Raw genomic sequence first — 19,754 nt, 5'->3', positions numbered from 1 at the left:
ATTGACCTTTGATGTAACAAAAAACAAAATGTATATCATGAAATCATCCGACACATCCACCATAACCCTTACCAGCGAGGCTGTTCAGACCGCCAAATCGCTACGGACACTTTATTTTACACGCGCGGCATTCTCCCTTATTTGGGTTTTGCTGGTGACATCCTTCGCCAGTAAAACAAATCCATCATTGAGCAGGATAAGGAAGCGGATTAAAAGATAAAACCGGAATTCATGCTTTGGGTTGCCCCCTAAATCCCCCAACACGTCACCACCAAGCTCCTCGCCCCGCCGCGATCCCTGTGTTCACAAAGATAAATGCCTTGCCAGGTGCCTAGTGCAAGCCGCCCGTTGCGAATCGGAATCATGACGGAACTGCCCAGTAATGAGGCTTTTAAATGTGCCGGCATATCGTCCGATCCCTCGTAGTCGTGCTCATAATCCGGGTCATTTTCCCGCACCGTTTTGTTGAAATACATTTCAAAGTCCTTCCGCACAGTTGGGTCCGCATTTTCGTTGATGGTAAGCGAGGCCGAAGTGTGCTGGATAAAAACCTGGCACATGCCGGTGCTGATCTCTGAAATTTGTGGCATAGCATGCAGAATATCACCGGTGATCAAATGAAACCCGCGCCGCTTTTCACGAAATGTCAAACTTTGCTGAAATATTTTCATGAGGCAAAAGTATCGAATATTAGTCAGGGCAAATCACCTGTCACCAATCGAATCGCTTCATCGACAACTTCTTTTGGATAATCGTTCAGTTCCAAAATCCTGATCGCATTGGTGGTCGCTAGTTTTCCGGGTTTCAGCTTGAAGTCAAAAACAATGTCATCACCATTGATAATCTCCGTAAAATGATAAAGATCAAACGTGTCCGCTAAAAGGTCAGACAGTTCCCGGTCGTGCGTGGAGGCTACGGCCAGGTTATCATCTTTTGATAAATAAGTAAGCACAGATTTGCCGATTGCAATTCGTTCAACCGAATTTGTTCCTTTAAATAGTTCGTCGAGCAAAAACAAATTGGCGTGATTGCATTGACTTTCTTCCAGCAGGGTTTTCAATGTTAAAACCTCTTCAAAATAATAACTCTTATCGCCAAGCAAATCATCTGAAATCCGGATCGATGAATGAATTTTCATGGCGGGTATCACGAATTCTTTTGCAAAGCAAGTGTTAATTGTCTGCGCCAGCAATGCGTTAATGCCTACGGTGCGAATAAAAGTGGTTTTGCCTGACATATTAGAGCCAGTAATCAGGATCGATTTTTCATTGAATGTAATGTCATTAGAAACACCATTAAATATTAAGGGATGATAAACTTCCTGCATTCGCAAATGCTTTTTGTGCGTGCTGAATATTGGCTGGCACCAGTAAGCAGCGTTTTCTCTTAACGCAAGTGTCGAAAGAGCAATGTCAGTTTCGGCTACGAATTGAAATACAGCTTTAATGTGCTGCCTTTTAGCGTCCAGAATTTGTAGAACCGTGAAAAGCAAAACCGGTTCTATCAAAAACAATGCTTTAAACAATTCAAAAACATAATCGATAAATTGACCGATCTCGCTTTGCAGTTTAGCTTCGATTTTAAAAATAGACATGGGCAATCCCAGTTGCCTCAATGTATTTATACTATTGTGCAACCCATTTTTTTGATCATTGAATTCGCTATTCTTCCATATCCTTTGGGCAATTTGAGTCAAAACAAGCAGTTGCGGAATAGAGCTTCCGTATTGATATAAATTGTTTTTATTCCAATAATGAATGCCCAGATTAACAGGCAACAAAACAATAATAAAAATCAATATTTTTGGAAAGAAGAAAGCAAGCATGACGGACAACATGCTGATAACCGAAAGTATTTTTACAAGCCAGAACCAAGCTGGCCTTTGTGTATACTTTCCGTAAATAAGTGAAGTGATGTAATAGGCATCGGTTTTATTAAGTTTCGAAATTTCCGCAATAAGCGCTGTCCTCAGATCGGGATTTTTTTTAATAATACTGATCGCCTTTTCTAGTCGCAGCTTTCGAGAATCGCCTTGCGGAATGGTCCGCATAAAATAATATAAATATTGCTGACCAATGCTGGAAACGGTCCGATCAATAAACTTGAAAACATCTTCAAGGTCCAGGTCTTGGAAAGTTCTATCAGCAATTACTTGAAAAACGCCGTCCTGATCTTCCTTAACAAAATACTTTTCAATCTGACCGAAATTGAAATATCCTGTTTTGACTTGTTGTATACTTTCTGCTTTGGAAGACGTTTTCATCAACATTAGTTCATAGCATATTAATTAAGCTGGAACCAATGTATGATTTTTAGATTTAAATGGATGGAATGTGTTATGAGCGGAGGGATTTTCAAGCTGATGTTCAAAAAAAAGTCCGATAGATTTCTCTATCAGACTTTTTGAATGCAATTTATTTTATCAAAACAATTCTCTTGACAAGCGTTGCGTCGGCGGTTCGAAGTGATACGACGTAAGTGCCGGTTCCATGACTGCTCAGATCGACCTGTATCTGATAAGATTCACCAGAACCGATGGTCGATTGTTGCCAAACCGTTCGCCCGGTAAGGTTAGTAATTGACAATTGAGCTTTCTTATTCTTTGCCAACCAAGCTTTGATCGTGAGCAAGCCATTTGTTGGATTGGGTGAAACTGTCAGTTCGAAATCTGAGTTCGTGGGGCGCTCATCCAACTCGACAAGTTCTTTTTTTACTTGTGAGGCAATTTCAGGCGCTGCAATTTCCCGGAGGGTTGATTGGCATGTCACAATTTTGGTGTTGTTCAATATTGTGCTGCTTCCTTTCACACGCACGGTCAATGTATGCGGCTGCCCGTCACGAAGTGCCGCAGGCAATGGCAGGCTGAACCCGTATTTGCTTGTGCCAGTGCCCAGGGTTATGAGCTCTGCCCTCAGCAGGTCTGCGGTTGCCGTGGCGATGACATTGTCTGCTTCCAATATCTCAACAGTGAGCGCAGGTCCGTAAGGATTGTTTTTATCCCATGCCCAGCCTTTGAGCTCATTGCAGCTGGCAACGTCGAAGACGCCCTGGTAAAGTGATGGCGGCGGGCAGGTAATGTCTTTTGCGCCTTCCAAAACAAATGTTGTCCCTTTGACCCGGGCAGTTATTGTGTGCGGCTTTCCATCGCGCAGCAGTGCTGGGAAAGCCGTGCTGAACCCGTATTTTCCTGTTCCGGTGCCTGCATTCTTTAAGTCTTCCCTGTAAATGTCGGCATTGACTGTTGCCACGATTCGGCCTGCTTCAATCAGTTCCACAACCAGCGCTGGTGCATTTGGGTTGTTTTTGTCCCATGCCCATCCTTTCAGCTCTGTGCAGCTGGCAGTTTCAAAAGTGCCCTGATAAGCAGAAAGTGGGTTACATGTCACAATTTTGGTGTTATTCAATATTGTGCTGCTTCCTTTCACCCGCACGGTCAATGTATGCGGCTGACCGTCGCGGAGTGCTGCCGGCAGTGGCAGGCTGAACCCGTATTTGCTTGTTCCAGTGCCCAGGGTTACGAGCTCTGCCCTCAGCAGGTCTGCCGTTGCCGTAGCAATGACATTGCCTGCTTCCAATATTTCGACAGTGAGCGCAGGTCCATATGGATTGTTTTTATCCCATGCCCAGCCTTTGAGCTCGTTGCAGCTGGCAACGTCAAATACACCTTGGTAAAGTGATGGGGGCGGGCAGGTGACGTCTTTTGCACCTTCCAAAACAAATGTTGTCGCTTTCACACGGGCAGTTACTGTGTGCGGTTTTCCATCGCGCAGCAGTGCTGGGAAAGGCGTGCTGAACCCGTATTTTCCTGTTCCGGTGCCTGCATTCTTTAAGTCTTCCCTGTAAATGTCGGCATTGACTGTTGCAACGATGCGGCCTGCTTCAATCAGTTCTACAACCAGTGCTAGTGCATTCGGGTTGTTTTTGTCCCATGCCCATCCTTTCAGCTCAGTGCAGCTGGCAGTTTCAAAAGTGCCCTGGTAAGCAGAAACTAGGTTGCATGTAACAATTTTAGTGTTATTCAATATTGTGCTGCTTCCTTTCACCCGCACGGTCAATGTATGCGGCTGCCCGTCGCGGAGTGCTGCCGGCAGTGGCAGGCTGAACCCGTATTTGCTTGTGCCAGTGCCCAGGGTTATGAGCTCTGCCCTGAGCAGGTCTGCCGTTGCCGTGGCAATGACATTGCCTGCTTCCAATATTTCAACAGTAAGCGCAGGTCCATATGGATTGTTTTTGTCCCATGCCCAGCCTTTGAGCTCATTGCAGCTGGCGACGTCGAAGACGCCCTGGTAAAGTGATGGGGGCGGGCAGGTGATGTCTTTTGCACCTTCCAGAACAAACGTTGTCGCTTTCACACGGGCAGTCAATGTATGCGGTTTGCCATCGCGCAGCAGAGCTGGGAAAGGCGTGCTAAACCCGTATTTTCCAGTTCCGGTGCCTGCATTCTTTAAGTCTTCCCTGTAAATGTCGGCATTGACTGTTGCCACGATGCGGCCTGCTTCTATAAGTTCTACAACCAATGCTGGTGCATTCGGGTTGTTTTTGTCCCATGCCCATCCTTTGAGCTCTGTGCAGCTGGCATCTTCAAAAGTGCCCTGGTAAGCAGCGACTGGGTTGCATGTTACAATTTTGGTGTTGTTCAATATTGTGCTACTTCCTTTCACCCGCACGGTCAATGTATGCGGCTGTCCGTCACGGAGTGCTGCCGGCAGTGGCAGGCTGAACCCGTATTTGCTTGTGCCAGTGCCCAGGGTTATGAGCTCTGCCCTCAGCAGGTCTGCCGTTGCAGTGGCAATGACATTGCCTGCTTCCAATATCTCAACTGTTAGTGCAGGCCCATAAGGATTGTTTTTATCCCATGCCCAGCCTTTGAGCTCATTGCAGCTGGCGACGTCAAATACACCTTGGTAAAGTGATGGCGGCGGGCAGGTAATGTCTTTTGCACCTTCCAGAACAAACGTTGTCGCTTTCACCCGGGCAGTTATTGTATGCGGCTTTCCATCGCGAAGCAGTGCCGGGAAAGGCGTGCTGAAACCGTACTTTCCAGTCCCTGTGCCTGCATTCTTCAAGTCTTCCCTGTAAATGTCGGCATTGACTGTTGCCACGATTCGGCCTGCTTCAATCAGTTCCACAACCATTGCTGGTGCATTCGGGTTGTTCTTGTCCGACACCCATCCTTTGAGCTCTGTGCAGCTGGCAGCTTCAAAAGTGCCCTGGTAAGCAGAAACTGGGTTGCATGTAACAATTTTAGTGTTATTCAATATTGTGCTGCTTCCTTTCACCCGCACGGTCAATGTATGCGGCTGTCCGTCGCGGAGTGCTGCGGGCAGTGGTAGGCTGAACCCGTATTTGCTTGTGCCAGTGCCAAGGGTTATGAGCTCTGCCCTGAGCAGGTCTGCCGTTGCAGTGGCAATGACATTGCCTGCTTCCAATATCTCAACTGTTAGTGCAGGCCCATAAGGATTGTTTTTATCCCATGCCCAGCCTTTGAGCTCATTGCAGCTGGCGACGTCAAATACACCTTGGTAAAGTGATGGGGGCGGGCAGGTAATATCTTTTGCACCTTCCAAAACAAATGTTGTCCCTTTGACCCGGGCGGTTACTGTGTGCGGCTTTCCATCACGCAGCAGTGCTGGGAAAGGCGTGCTAAACCCGTATTTTCCTGTCCCCGTGCCTGCATTCTTTAAGTCTTCCCTGTAAATGTCGGCATTGACTGTTGCCACGATTCGGCCTGCTTCAATCAGTTCTACAACCATTGCTGGTGCATTCGGGTTGTTTTTGTCCCACGCCCATCCTTTCAGCTCAGTGCAGCTGGCAGTTTCAAAAGTGCCCTGGTAAGCAGAGAGTGGGTTGCATGTAACAATTTTGGTATTATTCAATATCGTGCTGCTTCCTTTCACGCGCACGGTCAATGTATGCGGCTGTCCGTCACGAAGTGCTGCCGGCAGTGGTAGGCTGAACCCGTATTTGCTTGTGCCAGTGCCTAGGGTTATGAGCTCTGCCCTGAGCAGGTCTGCGGTTGCCGTAGCAATGACATTGCCTGCTTCCAATATTTCAACTGTTAGCGCAGGTCCGTAAGGATTGTTTTTATCCCATGCCCAGCCTTTGAGCTCATTGCAGCTGGCGACGTCAAATACACCTTGGTAAAGTGATGGTGGCGGGCAGGTAATATCTTTTGCACCTTCCAAAACAAATGTTGTCCCTTTGACCCGGGCGGTTACTGTGTGCGGCTTTCCATCACGCAGCAGTGCTGGGAAAGGCGTGCTAAACCCGTATTTTCCAGTCCCCGTGCCTGCATTCTTTAAGTCTTCCCTGTAAATGTCGGCATTGACTGTTGCCACGATTCGGCCTGCTTCAATCAGTTCCACAACCAGCGCTGGTGCATTTGGGTTGTTTTTATCCCATGCCCATCCTTTCAGCTCATTGCAGCTGGCAGCTTCAAAAGTGCCCTGATAAGCAGAGAGTGGGTTGCATGTCACAATTTTGGTATTGTTCAATATTGTGCTGCTTCCTTTCACCCGCACTGTCAATGTGTGCGGCTGCCCGTCGCGGAGTGCAGCCGGCAGTGGCAGGCTGAACCCGTATTTGCTTGTGCCAGTGCCCAGGGTTATGAGCTCTGCCCTGAGCAGGTCTGCCGTTGCCGTGGCAATGACATTGCCTGCTTCCAATATTTCAACAGTAAGCGCAGGTCCGTATGGATTGTTTTTATCCCATGCCCAGCCTTTGAGCTCATTGCAGCTGGCAACGTCGAAGACGCCTTGATAAAGTGGCGTGTTACAAACGTCGAACACAGCTTGATTTGACAGTCGATACGCAGTGTTTTTGATCCGGAAAGTAAGTTGATGTTGCCTTCCATCTTGAAGTGCAGCCGGCCGGGCAATCGAGAATCCGTAGTTTCCAGTCCCCATTCCGGCATTTTTCAAGTCAGCTCTGAACTGATTCGCAGTGACCGTCGCGTGTAGAACACTTCCTTCAAGGATTTCAACAATTACGGCTTCACCATCATTGTCCTTGTTGCGAGCCCAGCCAGAAAGCGTGTAGCAGTCCGTCTTTTCCACGAGTCCGTCAAAATTACAGCTTGTGGTTTTGGGTGATCCTGGTAAAACATAGGATGAACTTCGAACTCGAATGCTAAACTGATGTGCTGCTCCATCCCTAAGCTGCTGAGGCACTTGGAAAATGAACCCATAATTTCCCGTTCCTACACCGCTATTTTTGAGCTCAGCGATATATTGATTTGCCTTTACAGCAGCATAAACCATGCTTCCTTCGAGCAGCTCAACAGTTAATTCGGCATCCGCATGCTTTTTATCCCAAACCCAGCCTCGAACCTCGGAACAGGAAGCCGTTTGGAGCAAGCCCTCATAGTCCGGAGCAACAACGGAAGCTGTCATTGACGCCAATGTAAAAATGTTGTACTGGTTTGGAACAATAGATTGAATCGTGGTAATCGATCCGGAGGTAATGGAACTGGCTGTTCCCAGTAGTGAGACTTGGTCTATTACCGAGTTGATCTTTTCCCATCTCGCACTAATTACATTCCATCCAGCAATTGTAATAGAACTGATATCGTTCGCCGTAAGGGTTGTAAGATCGCTTTCGGCATTCCAGCTTAATGTGATTTGCGTTGCATTCGTCCCATTGATGTCCCAATATTCTTTATTGCTGACATTTTTGATATCCCCATCTTTTGTCTGAATGTTGAAAGGGCCACCCGCAGGAAGTGTGGCCGCATTGGGATCGGTGTGAAAGTAAGCGCCTTCGGTTCCTATGGCGCCGGCTTCAAACGGACCGTAAAAATTTCCATGGCCAACGGGGAAGAAAGTGATCTCATTCCCACTTTTGTTGACGTAGCCATCAATAAAATTGTTTTCGTTAAACCCGACTGCCTCCGAAGTTTCAGAGATGTTAACAACTCCGATTGGCAAGTTTCTGGATGTTATAATAACACCTTTTTGCGCTGAACAGAAAAATGAAGCAATTGAAAGACAAAAAAGAAAAGCTAGCCGGTATATTTTTTTCATCAAAAGAACTGGATAACTAGTGGTGGTTGATTATCGGGAAGCTGTTCACTATCAGGTTCAAGCAAGAACTAGTATCGCCAACAACTTCGGTCAAATTTATAAAATATATTTCCATTGTATAGTATTAATTCTACTAACAATGTAAATATATTTTTTGCATCACTCAAAAAATAGGGTGACGAGCTCAAAAGGGCTTTGAGCCCCTGGACGTGGATGTCCAGGGAAAAAGTTATTCTTACTATGCTACGCATTCACACTTCGAGCATCACTGCCAAATCAAAACCACTCCCTAATCAACTCCCCATTAACAAGCGCGCCGGCCATGGAGCCGGAGGATACGGACATGGCGACGGATCGGGCCTGGTTGGAATTGTCTCCTGCTGCGAAAATGCCGGGGACCGTTGTCTGTTGAAAGTTTTCCAGTTTTAAAAGACCAGTTTCTGTAAATGCGCAGCCGAGCTGTTCCGGGATATGAGAGTGTTGCTCGAAAACCGGCCGTGAGTAAATTGCCGTGATTGCCTCTTCGGTGTGGTCATTGAAAATTATCTTGCTTAATCTTCCTGCTTTATGCACCAGCGAAGAAATTGCTTTCTCGACAATGTGAATGTTGTGTTTGGAAAGTTTAGCGGATTGCTCAGGCGTGAATTGGGAAGGGCCATTTGTGAAAACAGTCAGATCTTTCGTCCAATTGGAAATCAGCTTGGCATATTCGAAGCCAGCTTCGCCGTTTCCCAGAATCCCTGTTTTTTCATGCTTAACCTCGTAGCCATGGCAATAGGGGCAATGAATGACAGAAATGCCCCAACATTCGGCGTAACCGGGAATGTCAGGCATGATGTCCTTCAAGCCCGTCGCGAAGATTAGTTTTTTCGCTTTGAATGTGTCACCCGATTCGGTCGAGATCTCAAAACCTTCATTGACCTTTCGGCCATCGGTCGCAGATCCTTCGTAAAAGTGAATGCTTGAATAGCGCTTGACTTGTTCTTTGCCGATTTGCGCAATTTGTGTTGGCGTCTGGCCGTCTTGCGTGAGGAAATTGTGGGAGTTTGGCGTCTGGGCATTGCACGGCTTGCCGCTATCGATCACCAGGGTTTCTCTCAATGATCTGCCCAAGCTCATCGCAGCAGAAAGTCCGGCGTAACTCCCGCCAATAATGATTACTTCAAAGTCGGATTTGTCCATATTACAGTGCTTCTATTTGTGCAGACGGCAAGCGCCCTGCTGCGCGTCATAGAAGCAAAGTTAGGAAAGGCATTTATATTTGCAACAATGTTGCAAATATAAATGCCGAACGTCAGTTGTATGTTTGCGTAAATGTCTTTTCCCTGATCTTGCAATAAACCTGAATGAAGTAAGCCGTTTTGAGAATGGCAAATGTGAATCCGCGGGTCCCGTCGCGGAACCCGCCTAGCAGAATAAAACTTCCGAAGAAGAAAGCCGGGCCAACGAGTGGCGTTTTGATGAGGCGATATTTGATCCGTTGTTTCCAGGTGAACTTCGTCATCATCGACGTTTCCGAATACAATTTCATGAAGCGCGCAGCCTCCCAGCTCGCGTAAGCATTGTGCTTGTCAACATAATGCGATATGCCCCGGAAATCCTGATGATCGATTTTGCTTTCTATCAAACCGATCTTGCCATTCAATATCGGATGCTCGTGAATTTCCATGTCCAAATGGCTCCATTGGTCTTCATCAATCATCTCGTATTCCCCTTTGCCGACCTGGAAAAGCGCCAGTTTGCGCAGCGGATAGCCGCCTTTGAGTTCTTTTCCTAAAAAATATACGGTGTAATTCAGCCAGTAACCGACCACATCGCTTGGCTGGGTAAGGGCATTTCTGAGCTCCGATTTAAACTTGGGAGTCAAATATTCGTCCGCATCCAGAAACATCACCCATTTGGTCTGCGGCGGATGCATGCGGAGATACCAATTTCGTTTTTTGGGAAAATGGCCGTTCCAATTAAACACAATCACTTCCACGCCAAATTCCCTTGCAATGTCCTGCGTTCTGTCGGTGCTGTGTGAATCAATGACAACAATGTTTGCTGCCAATTCGGGCCCGATCGCGCGCAGGCAGTTGGCCAGGTTTGTTTCTTCGTTGCGTACCGGAATGACGATGGTCAGATCAAGTGGACTCATGAGTTAAAACTTTTAGGGCTGTTTTACTGAATTCTCCGATGACCCGTGGCTTGATCGGCTTGCAGGGATGGCCTGCGCAAACCGTCCACTCGGGCATATTTTTGTGCACAACGGAGCGCGCACCGATCACGCATCCCGCTCCAATGATGACACCGGGATGAATGAAAGAATCTGCTGCGATCCAGGCTTGCTCACCAATGTGGATCGGCAGCGTTAAAAGTGTAAATCCTTCGTTCGTATAATCGTGCGTTCCGGTGCAAATGTGCGTTCCCTGCGAAATCACGGCTCTTTTTCCAATGGTAATTTTACCCTGACTGTATAAAGTCACATTGTTGGCAATGCCGCATTCATCGTGAAGCACCAGATTCCAGGGTGCCCATATCGACACATGCGGATATACGTGAACGCCGCGGCCAACCTTTGCTCCAAAACAGCGCAGCAAAAATGAACGCCATGCATGGAATGGTTTGGGTGAATATTTAAAAAAGACCGATGACAAAGACCACATTAGCCTGGCGATTCGATTGGCCAAAGAGAATGACGGTCCCTGATGCGTGTTCGTATTTATTTCCATTGCACGATGCGAGACGACATACTGAATGTGCACAACTAACTGGTGTTAGTTGTAGTAACGTTCATGTATATACGACAATAATTTCTACACGAGATTTTGCTTCCTTAGTCAGGAGTTGGTACGTCCGTGATTCACAAAAATGTCTCCGTTAATGCCGTGTTACAAGTGCCGAAAGGCAAGACGGGCAAATCGTGTGTTAAGGCGGACATTAGGCAACGCTATTGATATACATTTTCTTCTACGTGCAATCCTTCCAGCCATTTCAAAAAGTCAGTTGCATTTGCCTTGCTGATAATGACCGGCTCCGGGGTGCGACAAGAGATGCCGATGAGCAGCTTTCTGCCAAAATATTGCTGAATGCTGGTCACGGACTTCCTATGAATGATGAACTGCCGGTTAGCCCGGAAAAAATCCCTGGGATTCAGCGTCTCGAAAATGTTGTTAAGCGTGTCCCGGGTCTCGTATTGGCCGCTTTCTGAATAAACGGTCACCTGGTAATTGTTGTAATAAATGTAATCGACTTTATCGAGGTTGATCGGGATGATTTGATCTTTGAAATAGACCAGAATAGAGCTCCTGAACCCACTGAGCGTGGAAATGGCCTGACTCAGGCGAAGCGAGTCGTGAGAGGCGTCCTCGCCAAAAAATCGCCGAAAGCGACAAAACTTTTCCAAACTTCTGTTAAGCAGGCCGCTGTCGACAGGTTTTACCAAATAATCAATGCCATTGTTTTCAAACGCCTTCATTGCAAATTCATAATCTTCGGTGTAATATATCACCGGGCATGTGATGGTAAAATCTTGGAACAGCTTGAAAATCAGACCGTCGGGGAAACGGACGCCACATATGATCAAGTGGGGGGATTTGTTATTAACCAGCCATTTCTTGGCTTCTTTTATTGATCCAACAATTGCACATACTTTGAAGCCACTTCCAAATTGCTCTATAATATTTTGCAGTTTTGTTGCCAGTTTTGCTTCTTCTTCAATAACGAGTATACTGATCATTGAGCAGAGGGTTTGATGAGTAAATCTAAACGTTGAAATGGGCAATATGGGGAATTCTTTGGACAGGTCATGACGACAAATCCCACAACATTAAAACTAAATTAAAATGAAAATGTGTACACGAATTTTTAAACTGACTTTTGTCACAGTTTTTGTGTGAAGAAAAAGATGCAGGGCCAATCAAAAAAATCTTATTACCGTTGAGCTGGAATTCGGCAAATGCGTAAAAGAACGCGCATTTGCAATGATTTACTTGTGAATAGTTGCGGTTTTATTTTGATTAAACGAGCCAAAGGTGCTGGCAGTTTTCTCAACTTTAATGATTGCCGCAAGATAGTCACGCTAATGATAAAGTGCCTGAGTGCCATTAAAAATCATGCCGGGGGAGTTCGCCTCTGCCTAATCTGTTTAAATATACGAAGTCACGTAACTTGAACCTAATTTCCAGAAACTTTAAATCGATTTTTTCTGATCGTATTTACGAGCGATCCGGGAAGAATTCTCTTGGTAAGCGCGATGGTAAGACCCTTGATTGCTTTGGGCAGAATTTGTTTTTGCAAAGCCAGCATATCACGCGGCATCATTGTCGCAACTGAGGTTTCGGGGAATGCCGGGTAGTTTGCGCGCATGCCAAAGCCGAGATAATCCAGAACTTCGGGGTCCCGGTTTGTTACAAACGAGGTGTTGATCAAGATATTTTCGCCGTGGCCAGCGTATTCATCAGAAACCTCATCGACTTGAAAAAGCAGGGTTAGGCGCTTAAAAGCGTGATTATTGAATGGTTTGGCGCGGTGGATCATCTTGGAATTGCATATGATAAGCGTCCCTTTTGGCGCGCGAACCGAGACAACTTCCTCGCCATAATGCTCCTCAATGTAACTTTCTTTGAAGAAGCGCTCGGCATTATTCTGGTGGGACCAGGTCTGGGAAAATGGAATCAGCTGGAATGGATTGGTGTCACCAACATCAGAAAGATAGAACAGGAACATCAATCCGGGCAGATCGTGCTTTCCCTTGTAAGCATTTCCATCCTGCAAATTGTTGTCCGTATGCCACGGAAGATGCGATGCGGTGTGCGTTTCGTAAATCCGTTGATTGCTGATCCTAAATGGCTTGTCAAAATATTTGCGGCATATAGCGCGGATATTTTCGGATGTGACAATGTCAAAACAGTTGCGCGAGACGGCTAGCGTATGCGAGAAGTAATTGCTGCTATACGCTTTCACGTAACCGATGCGGTTGTCATTTACCAGAACTTGCTCGCTGGGCAGCGATTCCAGAAGTCCGTTCAACGCTTCCGGTGTGAGCGCCTGCTCAAAGATCTGATAACCTGTCTCATTCTTGATCTCGTCAGCAATGGATTGCGCGTCAGCCTGGCTAAAATCGGCTGAGAATAATTGTGTGGAGTTTGTAGTCATTGTGCTAGATCGGTTGAGAATATACGTTACGTGTTGATGTAAATAATTCTAATTAGTCGAGAAGTGTCTTTGCAGCCCGCCATTATTAAAAATGTAGAATTAATGATTCTCATAAAATAGTTGTTCGATAATGCGGACAAAAGCTGTGATGAAACGGGCAATTGTCTGCATTATCGAATGTTGTATTGAGTAAAATCAGGCATCCATCAGTTAAGTTCTCCTTCCAGCTTGCTCGTCGTTTGAATTTCAATGCGTTTATTAAAGCTCGGATGCACCATATGCACAAGCTGCTTTTCAAACCCGGCAAGAATATTCTGTGCTTCCAGATAATTTTCGGCAAAGGCGCGCGCGTTCAGTTTATAGATCTGCAAATCACAGGAAAGTGCATTTTCTATCGCCTCGCAAAGCGACTCGGCACATTCCGGTTTGATCAGAAAACCAAGGTTATTTTGATCAACAATTTCGTACAATGAAGTTCCTGGAAGTGCCGACACAATCGAGCAACCGCCTGCTGCGAGAATGGTCGATAACTTGGAAGGCATGAGTAAGTCGGATGCAGATTGCTTTTGCAACACCACATGCAAATCAGCGACTGCCATCAGTTCCGACAAAAGTTCATAGGGCTGTAAAGGCAGGAAAAGCACATTATGACAACCATAATCCTTAGCCAATGCCATTAACTTCTCTTTGTAAGCGCCGGAACCCACAATGACAAACTTGATTTCTGGCCTGTGCAGCAGCCGCTTTGCCGCTTCAACTAAATGTTCGAGCCCTTGCTTTTCACCAATATTGCCGGAATAAAGCACCACCCGGTCCTTCGTGTCCAGATTAAAAAACTTCATTAGCGACTGCTCCTTAATCAGCGGCATAATTTTCGTCGTGTCCACGGAATTGTACAATAAAGAAATGCGTGATTCGGGAATCCCTTTTTTAACAAGCCGCTTCTTCATGCCTACGCTGATTGTTGACACGGTGTCGCTGTGCTGCAAAATGAACCTTTCGGTGTAGAACATCCATTTTAGCAATGTTTCATTTTTTATCATGCCCAAATCCTGCGCCGCATCCACTTGCAGATCCTGAATGTGCGTAGTGAATTTTGCGCCACGCAACTTTGAATACAGATAGGGGAAAATGCCCAGGTGAAACGGAGGCGAAATGTACATCACAATGTCATATTTCCGTTTGAAAAGCGTGTAAAACCAAACGGGTAAAATGCTCAGTAAGAATGAAAATTCGTGTACAATCCTCTTGGACGAGCTGATTTTGGCAGGCACATAAAGCGGCACGCGATAGACCTTAACGCCGTCTTTTTTCTCACAATGCCAGAGCTTTCCTTTGTAATTTTCGTTCAGCTTCCATTCCGGATAGTAAGGCATTGCGGTGATTACGTTTACGTCATGACCGCTGTTTGCGAGCCATCGCGCCATTTGCCCTGTGTATTTTCCAATGCCCGTCAGTTCGGGATCATAGTTGATCCCGTAAATAAGAATTCTCATTTCCCGTTCATATTTAAGACAAAAAATTCCTTGTCGTTCAGGAGGGTCCTGACGAAATATATAATGCGTTATGCCTGATAATGTTCTGGTTAGCCTACCAAACGGGCTGTCTTATCGAATAGGGGAATGGCGCTGTAACTGGGGCTATGCACGCCTTCCATCCATTTCAAAAAATCCGTTGTGTTGGCTTTGCTGATGATAATTGGCTCCGGCGTCGGGGTTGAGATCCCTACGAGCAGCTTTCTTCCAAAATATTGCTGAATGCTTTTAACTGACTTGCGCTGAATGATGAACTGCCTGTTTGCCCGGAAAAAATCTCTTGGATTCAGGCTCGTAATCAGATTGTTAAGCGTGTCGCGCGTTTCAAATTTCGCGTCTGTTGTGTGTACAGTGACCTGGTAATTGTTGTAATAAATGTATTGTGTTTGTTCCAGGCTGACGGGAATGATCTGATCTTTGAAATAAGCCAAAATCGAACTTTTGTATGTGGCCGAGTAAGGAAATAGCCGGTTTGCTGCTTTTCTCGGCGTTAGTTTGCTCTCACTGAAAAGCTCTTTGAACTGAGAAAATTTCTTCAAGCTCTTTTGCAATTTGTTGCGTTCCAGCGGTTTGAGCAAATAGTCAATGCCGTTATTTTCAAAAGCTTTAAGCGCATGCTGATTGGTTTCGGCGCAATAAATAATTGGCGCGCAACCTGGAAATGCCTTGAAAATATCAAAACTCAGACCGTCGCTCAGCACAACATCACTGATAATGAGTTCGGGAAACTGTCCGAATGCCATAAATGCTTTGGCTTCTTTAACAGAGAGCGCAATGTTGCAGACCTGAAACTGGTCGTCCGTTTCCTCGATCATGCGTACTAACTCCGCGGCTGAGTCAGGATCAGCTGCAATTATAAATGTTCTGGCCATTGAGTAGTAATTTTCCTGGAAGTTGAGTTCATTTAACGGACCGCGGGTTACGCGCTATGGCGTCACGCATTCATGTAAACACATGAAGTGACATGGCATAGTCATCTTGAAAGGTGGAATTCGGTCGTTGAGAGCAGTAATAATTTTTTCCATAAATCTGATTTTTTGGAGGATGAATAATCAAACAAAAGCGCGCGGCAAAACAAGCGTTAGTGGTAACGCGCGACTATATACGCCAGTTGATTAGTGGGTTTAAGAAAGCAGATTTTGAAACAGAATGAGACTTTGTCAACCCTGCTATATAAATATGACAAATATTAAAAAACTTAAAAACGAACTTCTGATGAGACGGACAAATTGGTGTATGTAGCGGACAAAACGGTCACAAACTAACCATGCTTCCTTTTCCATCCTAGGGTCCCAGAATAACACGAGCTTGTGAAAGCTGGCCGATCATTTCGGTCACAGCCCGGTCCATTGCAAATTGACGCTGAAAGGTTTCCCGCGCGCGCAGGCCCATCTGTCGCTTTTCGTCGTCACGCAATTGGTTGAACGTGAGCCATATGCGTTGCGTATCTTCACATGTGTCATTGCCTACGAGACCACAATCGCCATCCAGGATTTCCCTGTGAATGTTTACTTTATCGGAAATAATGACCGGACGTCCGCAGGCGAGGGCCTCGGCTATCGCAATGCCGAAGTTTTCCTGATGGCTGGGCAGCACGAGGGCTTCGCATCCATATAAAGCGGCCCATTTCAGGTCGCCCGCAAGCATTCCGGTAAAAGTCACGTGATCCGTTAACACGACACTGTCAGCAACCAATCCCAGCATTTGATCGCCATAATCCGAATGCAGGCCAGGCCCCGCAATGACGAGTTCGGGGAAATTCGCATCCATGAATTTGAGCTGCTGGTAAGCTTTTAGCAAAATATCAACGCCTTTTTTCTGGTGAATTCTGCTGAAAAAAAGGAAATAAGGTTTGCCTTCCAGATGCGGATATTTTTGGTTAAAAGCCGTCCGCATGGTCTCACAAAAATCTGGCGCATCTGTCACGCCTAGGCCAATGTTAAGCCGTTTTTTCGGTTTATAAGGTTGAAATGATTGCCCTGCAACCGAAGATTCCTGCTGTGAAGTGAACAAAAGCCCGTCTGCCTGGTTAATCATTCTTGCTTCTATAACCTTCCAATAAAGCCAGTTACGCGCAGCTTTCATCATCCTGTCCGGTGCATTTTGGAAATAAGGGTCCAACATTCCGTGCGGCATAAAGTAAAGGCGCGGCAGCGATCCGAATGGTGCCAGGCGGTGCCGGGATTTCAACTTTTGCCAGGAGTGAAATGCTGCATAACCGGGATAAAGCCAGCAGCCGTGCACGATGATAATGTCAAAACGAGGTATATTTGAATTGAGCCAGCCGGCGATTTTTCGGCTATAATGCCAGGAGCTCAAAGCTGGGCCTAGCGCATGCATAATGAATGGATCTTCCTGGTAATCAAGCTCATCATTGTCGTCAGCACACAGCACTTCGCTGTAAACGCCTTGCTTTTCGAGTTCGGGAACCATGTTTCTGATCGCCTGGCATGGCCCTCCCGTGATCGGGTCCATGCTGCCTGTTACGTGAAGGATTTTCATGAGCGGTGGTTGGCTACAATGTGCTGATAAATTTCTTCGATCTCGTTGAGCTTGTTTTCCGCATTGAATCTTTTAGCATTGGAAAAACCCCTTTCCTGAGCCAGCATCCGCACCGACTCTGGAAATGAGAGAATGGCATTCACCCGAGCCGCCGCCTTTTGTGCCCAGGCTGTTGCTGCCTCCTGGCCCGATGGTTTGGGCGGAATGTAAAAGGCCGCATCGGCTGCGACGGTCCTTAAAACCTGGTCATTTGTTGTCAAAACGATCGCCCCGGACGCCATTGCCTCGATTACCGGCCAGCCAAAACCTTCTGCATAGGAAGGAAAAAGGAACAGCGATGCGCCTGCATAAGCAAAATGGACGAACTTGTCGCTAAGGCCGGAAATGCAATGGATCTCATGGCGATAAGGCGATTTTTCAAGGCGTAGGATAAGTGCTTCATCCGGTTTTGTGCCAATCATTAACAGTGGCAGCGAATGCGTTACAGAAGCGCGCCAGCTGTCATAAATATCAATTACGCCAATCCTGTTTTTATACCATTGATTTCCGCCCACATGCAGCAAATAGCCATCCAGAATGTCCAAACCCGTTTCTTGCATCAACTGAATGCGTCCGCTGAGCGCATCATAAGGTTTAAAAATTGGGTTCAGGCCGTTGTGCACCATTTTCGAGGTGACGGGCACGCTTGTCAGAAATTGATGCAAATCGGTCCTCGTTTTTTCGGAAACTGAAATAAAATGCTGGCCTTTATCAAAACCCTTCCTGATCATGGACTGATATTTTTTCCCTGACCAGCCCACCGGATTTTCCATGATCTTGTCCTCAGCAGAAAATTGAGCCAAAAAATCGTGGCAATGAATGACATGCGGATGCTCGGCAACAAGCGGCACCCACGGCCCGAGCGCATGATCCGTGAAAACATACAGCGTATCCTGCTTTTTTTTACGGGCTTTTAATTTTACCAACATTGGGAACAAAACATACTGATCGACATAGGAAAGCCACTTTTTCAGCTTTTCTGGTCCCGGCAACCGGAAGAAAATCGGCTGCGGTGTCCAATAGGCGACCTGATGTCCTCTTTTTTCCATGCCTTCACCCAACATTCGGGCGTAGCGCGGCATGCTTTCGTGTTTAATAAAAGGTGGGTGGGTGAAAACGACAATGTTCATGGATGGTGATTATAATCATGGTTGGGGTTGGATGCATTGTTGTAATCAGGAGTTTCACCTTTGAGCGAAGCGGCCAGTAATCCTGCGATCATGACCATAAAACCCAGCGAGGTGGGCTGCGCCGTGCTGCCCTGCGGAAATATCAGCAGCGTAAAAGCCAGCAGAATCCATGGCATCAGGTCATTTTTTTTCATAAGCTGGTAAGCCTTAACCGCAAAGCTCCACGACAGCAACAACCGCAGGATAATGATCGACAGGCCCAGCAAAGGTCCAAACTCGCCAGCCATTCGTCCCCATTCATCCTCCGCAACCAAATATTGCAGCGAACCGGTCAGCAGCATGCTGCCCACATTGGAGCCCATTCCGGCACCATATCCCCAGAGCGGGAGTTCTTCGGCGCTGGTTAATGCTGCCAACATATTGCCCAGATAACGGTCGCCGAGCGTGCCTTGGAGCCCGCCTTCATTGCTGCTCGCCGTTTCAAAACGGGCCACGAACGCTTCGATAAATGTCTGGAAAGTTGGCGTTTGGCTGAAAATTAATCCGATCAAAACGACGGCAATGATGGCAGTGAAGATTTTCCCAATATTTGCTTTGCTGGTTATGGAGGCCATGAGCGCAAATCCCATAATGATCACAACCTGAAAAAACAGCCCTCGGCTGATGGAAACCGGAATGGCAATGAGTAAGGCGGCAGTTGCCAGCCATAAAATGATCTTGGAAATAAGTTTTGGGTTGAACCAAAAGTAGAAGATAAAGCAAGCTGAAAAGCTGAAAAATAACGTCGTGCCGCTGGTGAATGAGAATGTGCCCGGGGGGCGGAAATATCCAAGTGCGCCCGCAAATCCAGCGCCGGCCATATCCCCGCCAACGCCGCGATTAACCCAGGCAGATTGCGGACTGTAAAACTGGATAACGAGCAGCAATGCCATTGGAATGGCAATTAAAAGGGTAATTCTGCCAAACTGAACGACATCCTGACGATTCAGCGTTGCGCCGATTATAAAGATCAAAGGAAAATGGAGCAGCATGACACGGCAACCATACAAGGCAACCGCCATGCTTCCGTGGCCCGCAAAAATGGCGGTGAAAAAGCCGAATATGCCAACCAGCAGCATGCAGTTAAGATAGAAATTGGCCGGAAAAAGTCCGTTTCGGATGGATAGCAAAATGATCATGATCGCGACCGGTTCTCTGATGACCAGCAGGGGAGTGGCCAGCCCTGGCAATAACCATTTTCTCAATGCACCTTCGAAGATGAGCAGCAAAAAGTACAGCCAGATCATTTTTTTCTGCATTGCAATCAGCGGATCAACAGCGGCGACCGGATGATAGTCGCTGATTGCTGGCCTTTCAATGTCGTAATACATAGGTTGGTCGGTTAAAGG

General features: G+C 46.6%; 14 protein-coding genes. 1 reads left to right on the top strand and 13 read right to left on the bottom strand.

Going from position 1 to position 19,754, the window contains the following annotated elements; genetic code table 11:
* Positions 1 to 37: 37 nt before the first annotated feature.
* Positions 38 to 220: a hypothetical protein gene (locus tag LZG73_RS12690; RefSeq protein WP_233849827.1), complete on the top strand. Its 183-nt coding sequence runs from the start codon at positions 38 to 40 to the stop codon at positions 218 to 220.
* 28 nt (positions 221 to 248) lie between these two features.
* On the opposite strand, the gene LZG73_RS12685 is transcribed toward LZG73_RS12690, so the two are convergent.
* The 13 genes from LZG73_RS12685 to LZG73_RS12625 form a co-directional block, all read right to left on the bottom strand.
* Complete coding sequence (locus LZG73_RS12685; protein ID WP_233849825.1) at positions 249 to 671, bottom strand: secondary thiamine-phosphate synthase enzyme YjbQ; 423 nt, start codon at positions 669 to 671, stop codon at positions 249 to 251.
* Positions 672 to 694: 23 nt separating this feature from the next.
* The gene (locus tag LZG73_RS12680; protein ID WP_233849823.1) at positions 695 to 2,263 is read right to left on the bottom strand and encodes a MutS-related protein; all 1,569 of its coding nucleotides are present in this window, start codon (positions 2,261 to 2,263) and stop codon (positions 695 to 697) included.
* 151 nt (positions 2,264 to 2,414) lie between these two features.
* Entirely contained in the window at positions 2,415 to 7,925 is a 5,511-nt protein-coding gene (locus LZG73_RS12675; protein WP_233849815.1) for a T9SS type A sorting domain-containing protein, read from the bottom strand.
* Positions 7,926 to 8,297: 372 nt separating this feature from the next.
* Positions 8,298 to 9,203, bottom strand: coding sequence for an NAD(P)/FAD-dependent oxidoreductase (locus LZG73_RS12670; RefSeq protein ID WP_233849807.1), 906 nt, complete (start codon positions 9,201 to 9,203; stop codon positions 8,298 to 8,300).
* Between the two features lie 112 nt (positions 9,204 to 9,315).
* Positions 9,316 to 10,161, bottom strand: coding sequence for a glycosyltransferase family 2 protein (locus LZG73_RS12665; RefSeq protein WP_233849805.1), 846 nt, complete (start codon positions 10,159 to 10,161; stop codon positions 9,316 to 9,318).
* Positions 10,148 to 10,768, bottom strand: coding sequence for a putative colanic acid biosynthesis acetyltransferase (locus tag LZG73_RS12660; protein WP_233849802.1), 621 nt, complete (start codon positions 10,766 to 10,768; stop codon positions 10,148 to 10,150). The genes LZG73_RS12665 and LZG73_RS12660 overlap by 14 nt, the downstream gene beginning before the upstream one ends.
* A 185-nt stretch (positions 10,769 to 10,953) precedes the next feature.
* Entirely contained in the window at positions 10,954 to 11,742 is a 789-nt protein-coding gene (locus LZG73_RS12655; RefSeq protein WP_233849801.1) for a LytTR family DNA-binding domain-containing protein, read from the bottom strand.
* 437 nt (positions 11,743 to 12,179) lie between these two features.
* The gene (locus LZG73_RS12650; protein ID WP_233849799.1) at positions 12,180 to 13,160 is read right to left on the bottom strand and encodes a phytanoyl-CoA dioxygenase family protein; all 981 of its coding nucleotides are present in this window, start codon (positions 13,158 to 13,160) and stop codon (positions 12,180 to 12,182) included.
* Between the two features lie 206 nt (positions 13,161 to 13,366).
* Positions 13,367 to 14,656, bottom strand: a complete 1,290-nt coding sequence (locus LZG73_RS12645; protein WP_233849777.1) for a WcaI family glycosyltransferase — start codon at positions 14,654 to 14,656, stop codon at positions 13,367 to 13,369.
* Positions 14,657 to 14,745: 89 nt separating this feature from the next.
* Positions 14,746 to 15,567 (bottom strand): LytTR family DNA-binding domain-containing protein, encoded by an 822-nt coding sequence (locus LZG73_RS12640; protein WP_233849775.1) that lies wholly within the window; start codon positions 15,565 to 15,567, stop codon positions 14,746 to 14,748.
* Between the two features lie 412 nt (positions 15,568 to 15,979).
* The gene (locus LZG73_RS12635; RefSeq protein ID WP_233849773.1) at positions 15,980 to 17,197 is read right to left on the bottom strand and encodes a glycosyltransferase; all 1,218 of its coding nucleotides are present in this window, start codon (positions 17,195 to 17,197) and stop codon (positions 15,980 to 15,982) included.
* A complete protein-coding gene (locus LZG73_RS12630; RefSeq protein WP_233849771.1) occupies positions 17,194 to 18,318 on the bottom strand; it encodes a glycosyltransferase in 1,125 nt (374 codons plus the stop codon). The genes LZG73_RS12635 and LZG73_RS12630 overlap by 4 nt, the downstream gene beginning before the upstream one ends.
* Positions 18,319 to 18,362: 44 nt before the next feature.
* The gene (locus tag LZG73_RS12625) at positions 18,363 to 19,736 is read right to left on the bottom strand and encodes a hypothetical protein (RefSeq protein ID WP_233849769.1); all 1,374 of its coding nucleotides are present in this window, start codon (positions 19,734 to 19,736) and stop codon (positions 18,363 to 18,365) included.
* Positions 19,737 to 19,754 lie beyond the last annotated feature (18 nt).

The sequence above is a fragment of the Dyadobacter sp. CY326 genome (assembly GCF_021390515.1).
In the GTDB taxonomy this organism is placed as follows: Bacteria; Bacteroidota; Bacteroidia; order Cytophagales; family Spirosomataceae; genus Dyadobacter.
Note: the sequence above shows the minus strand (reverse complement) of the source record. Positions and strands in the feature narration are given on the sequence as shown.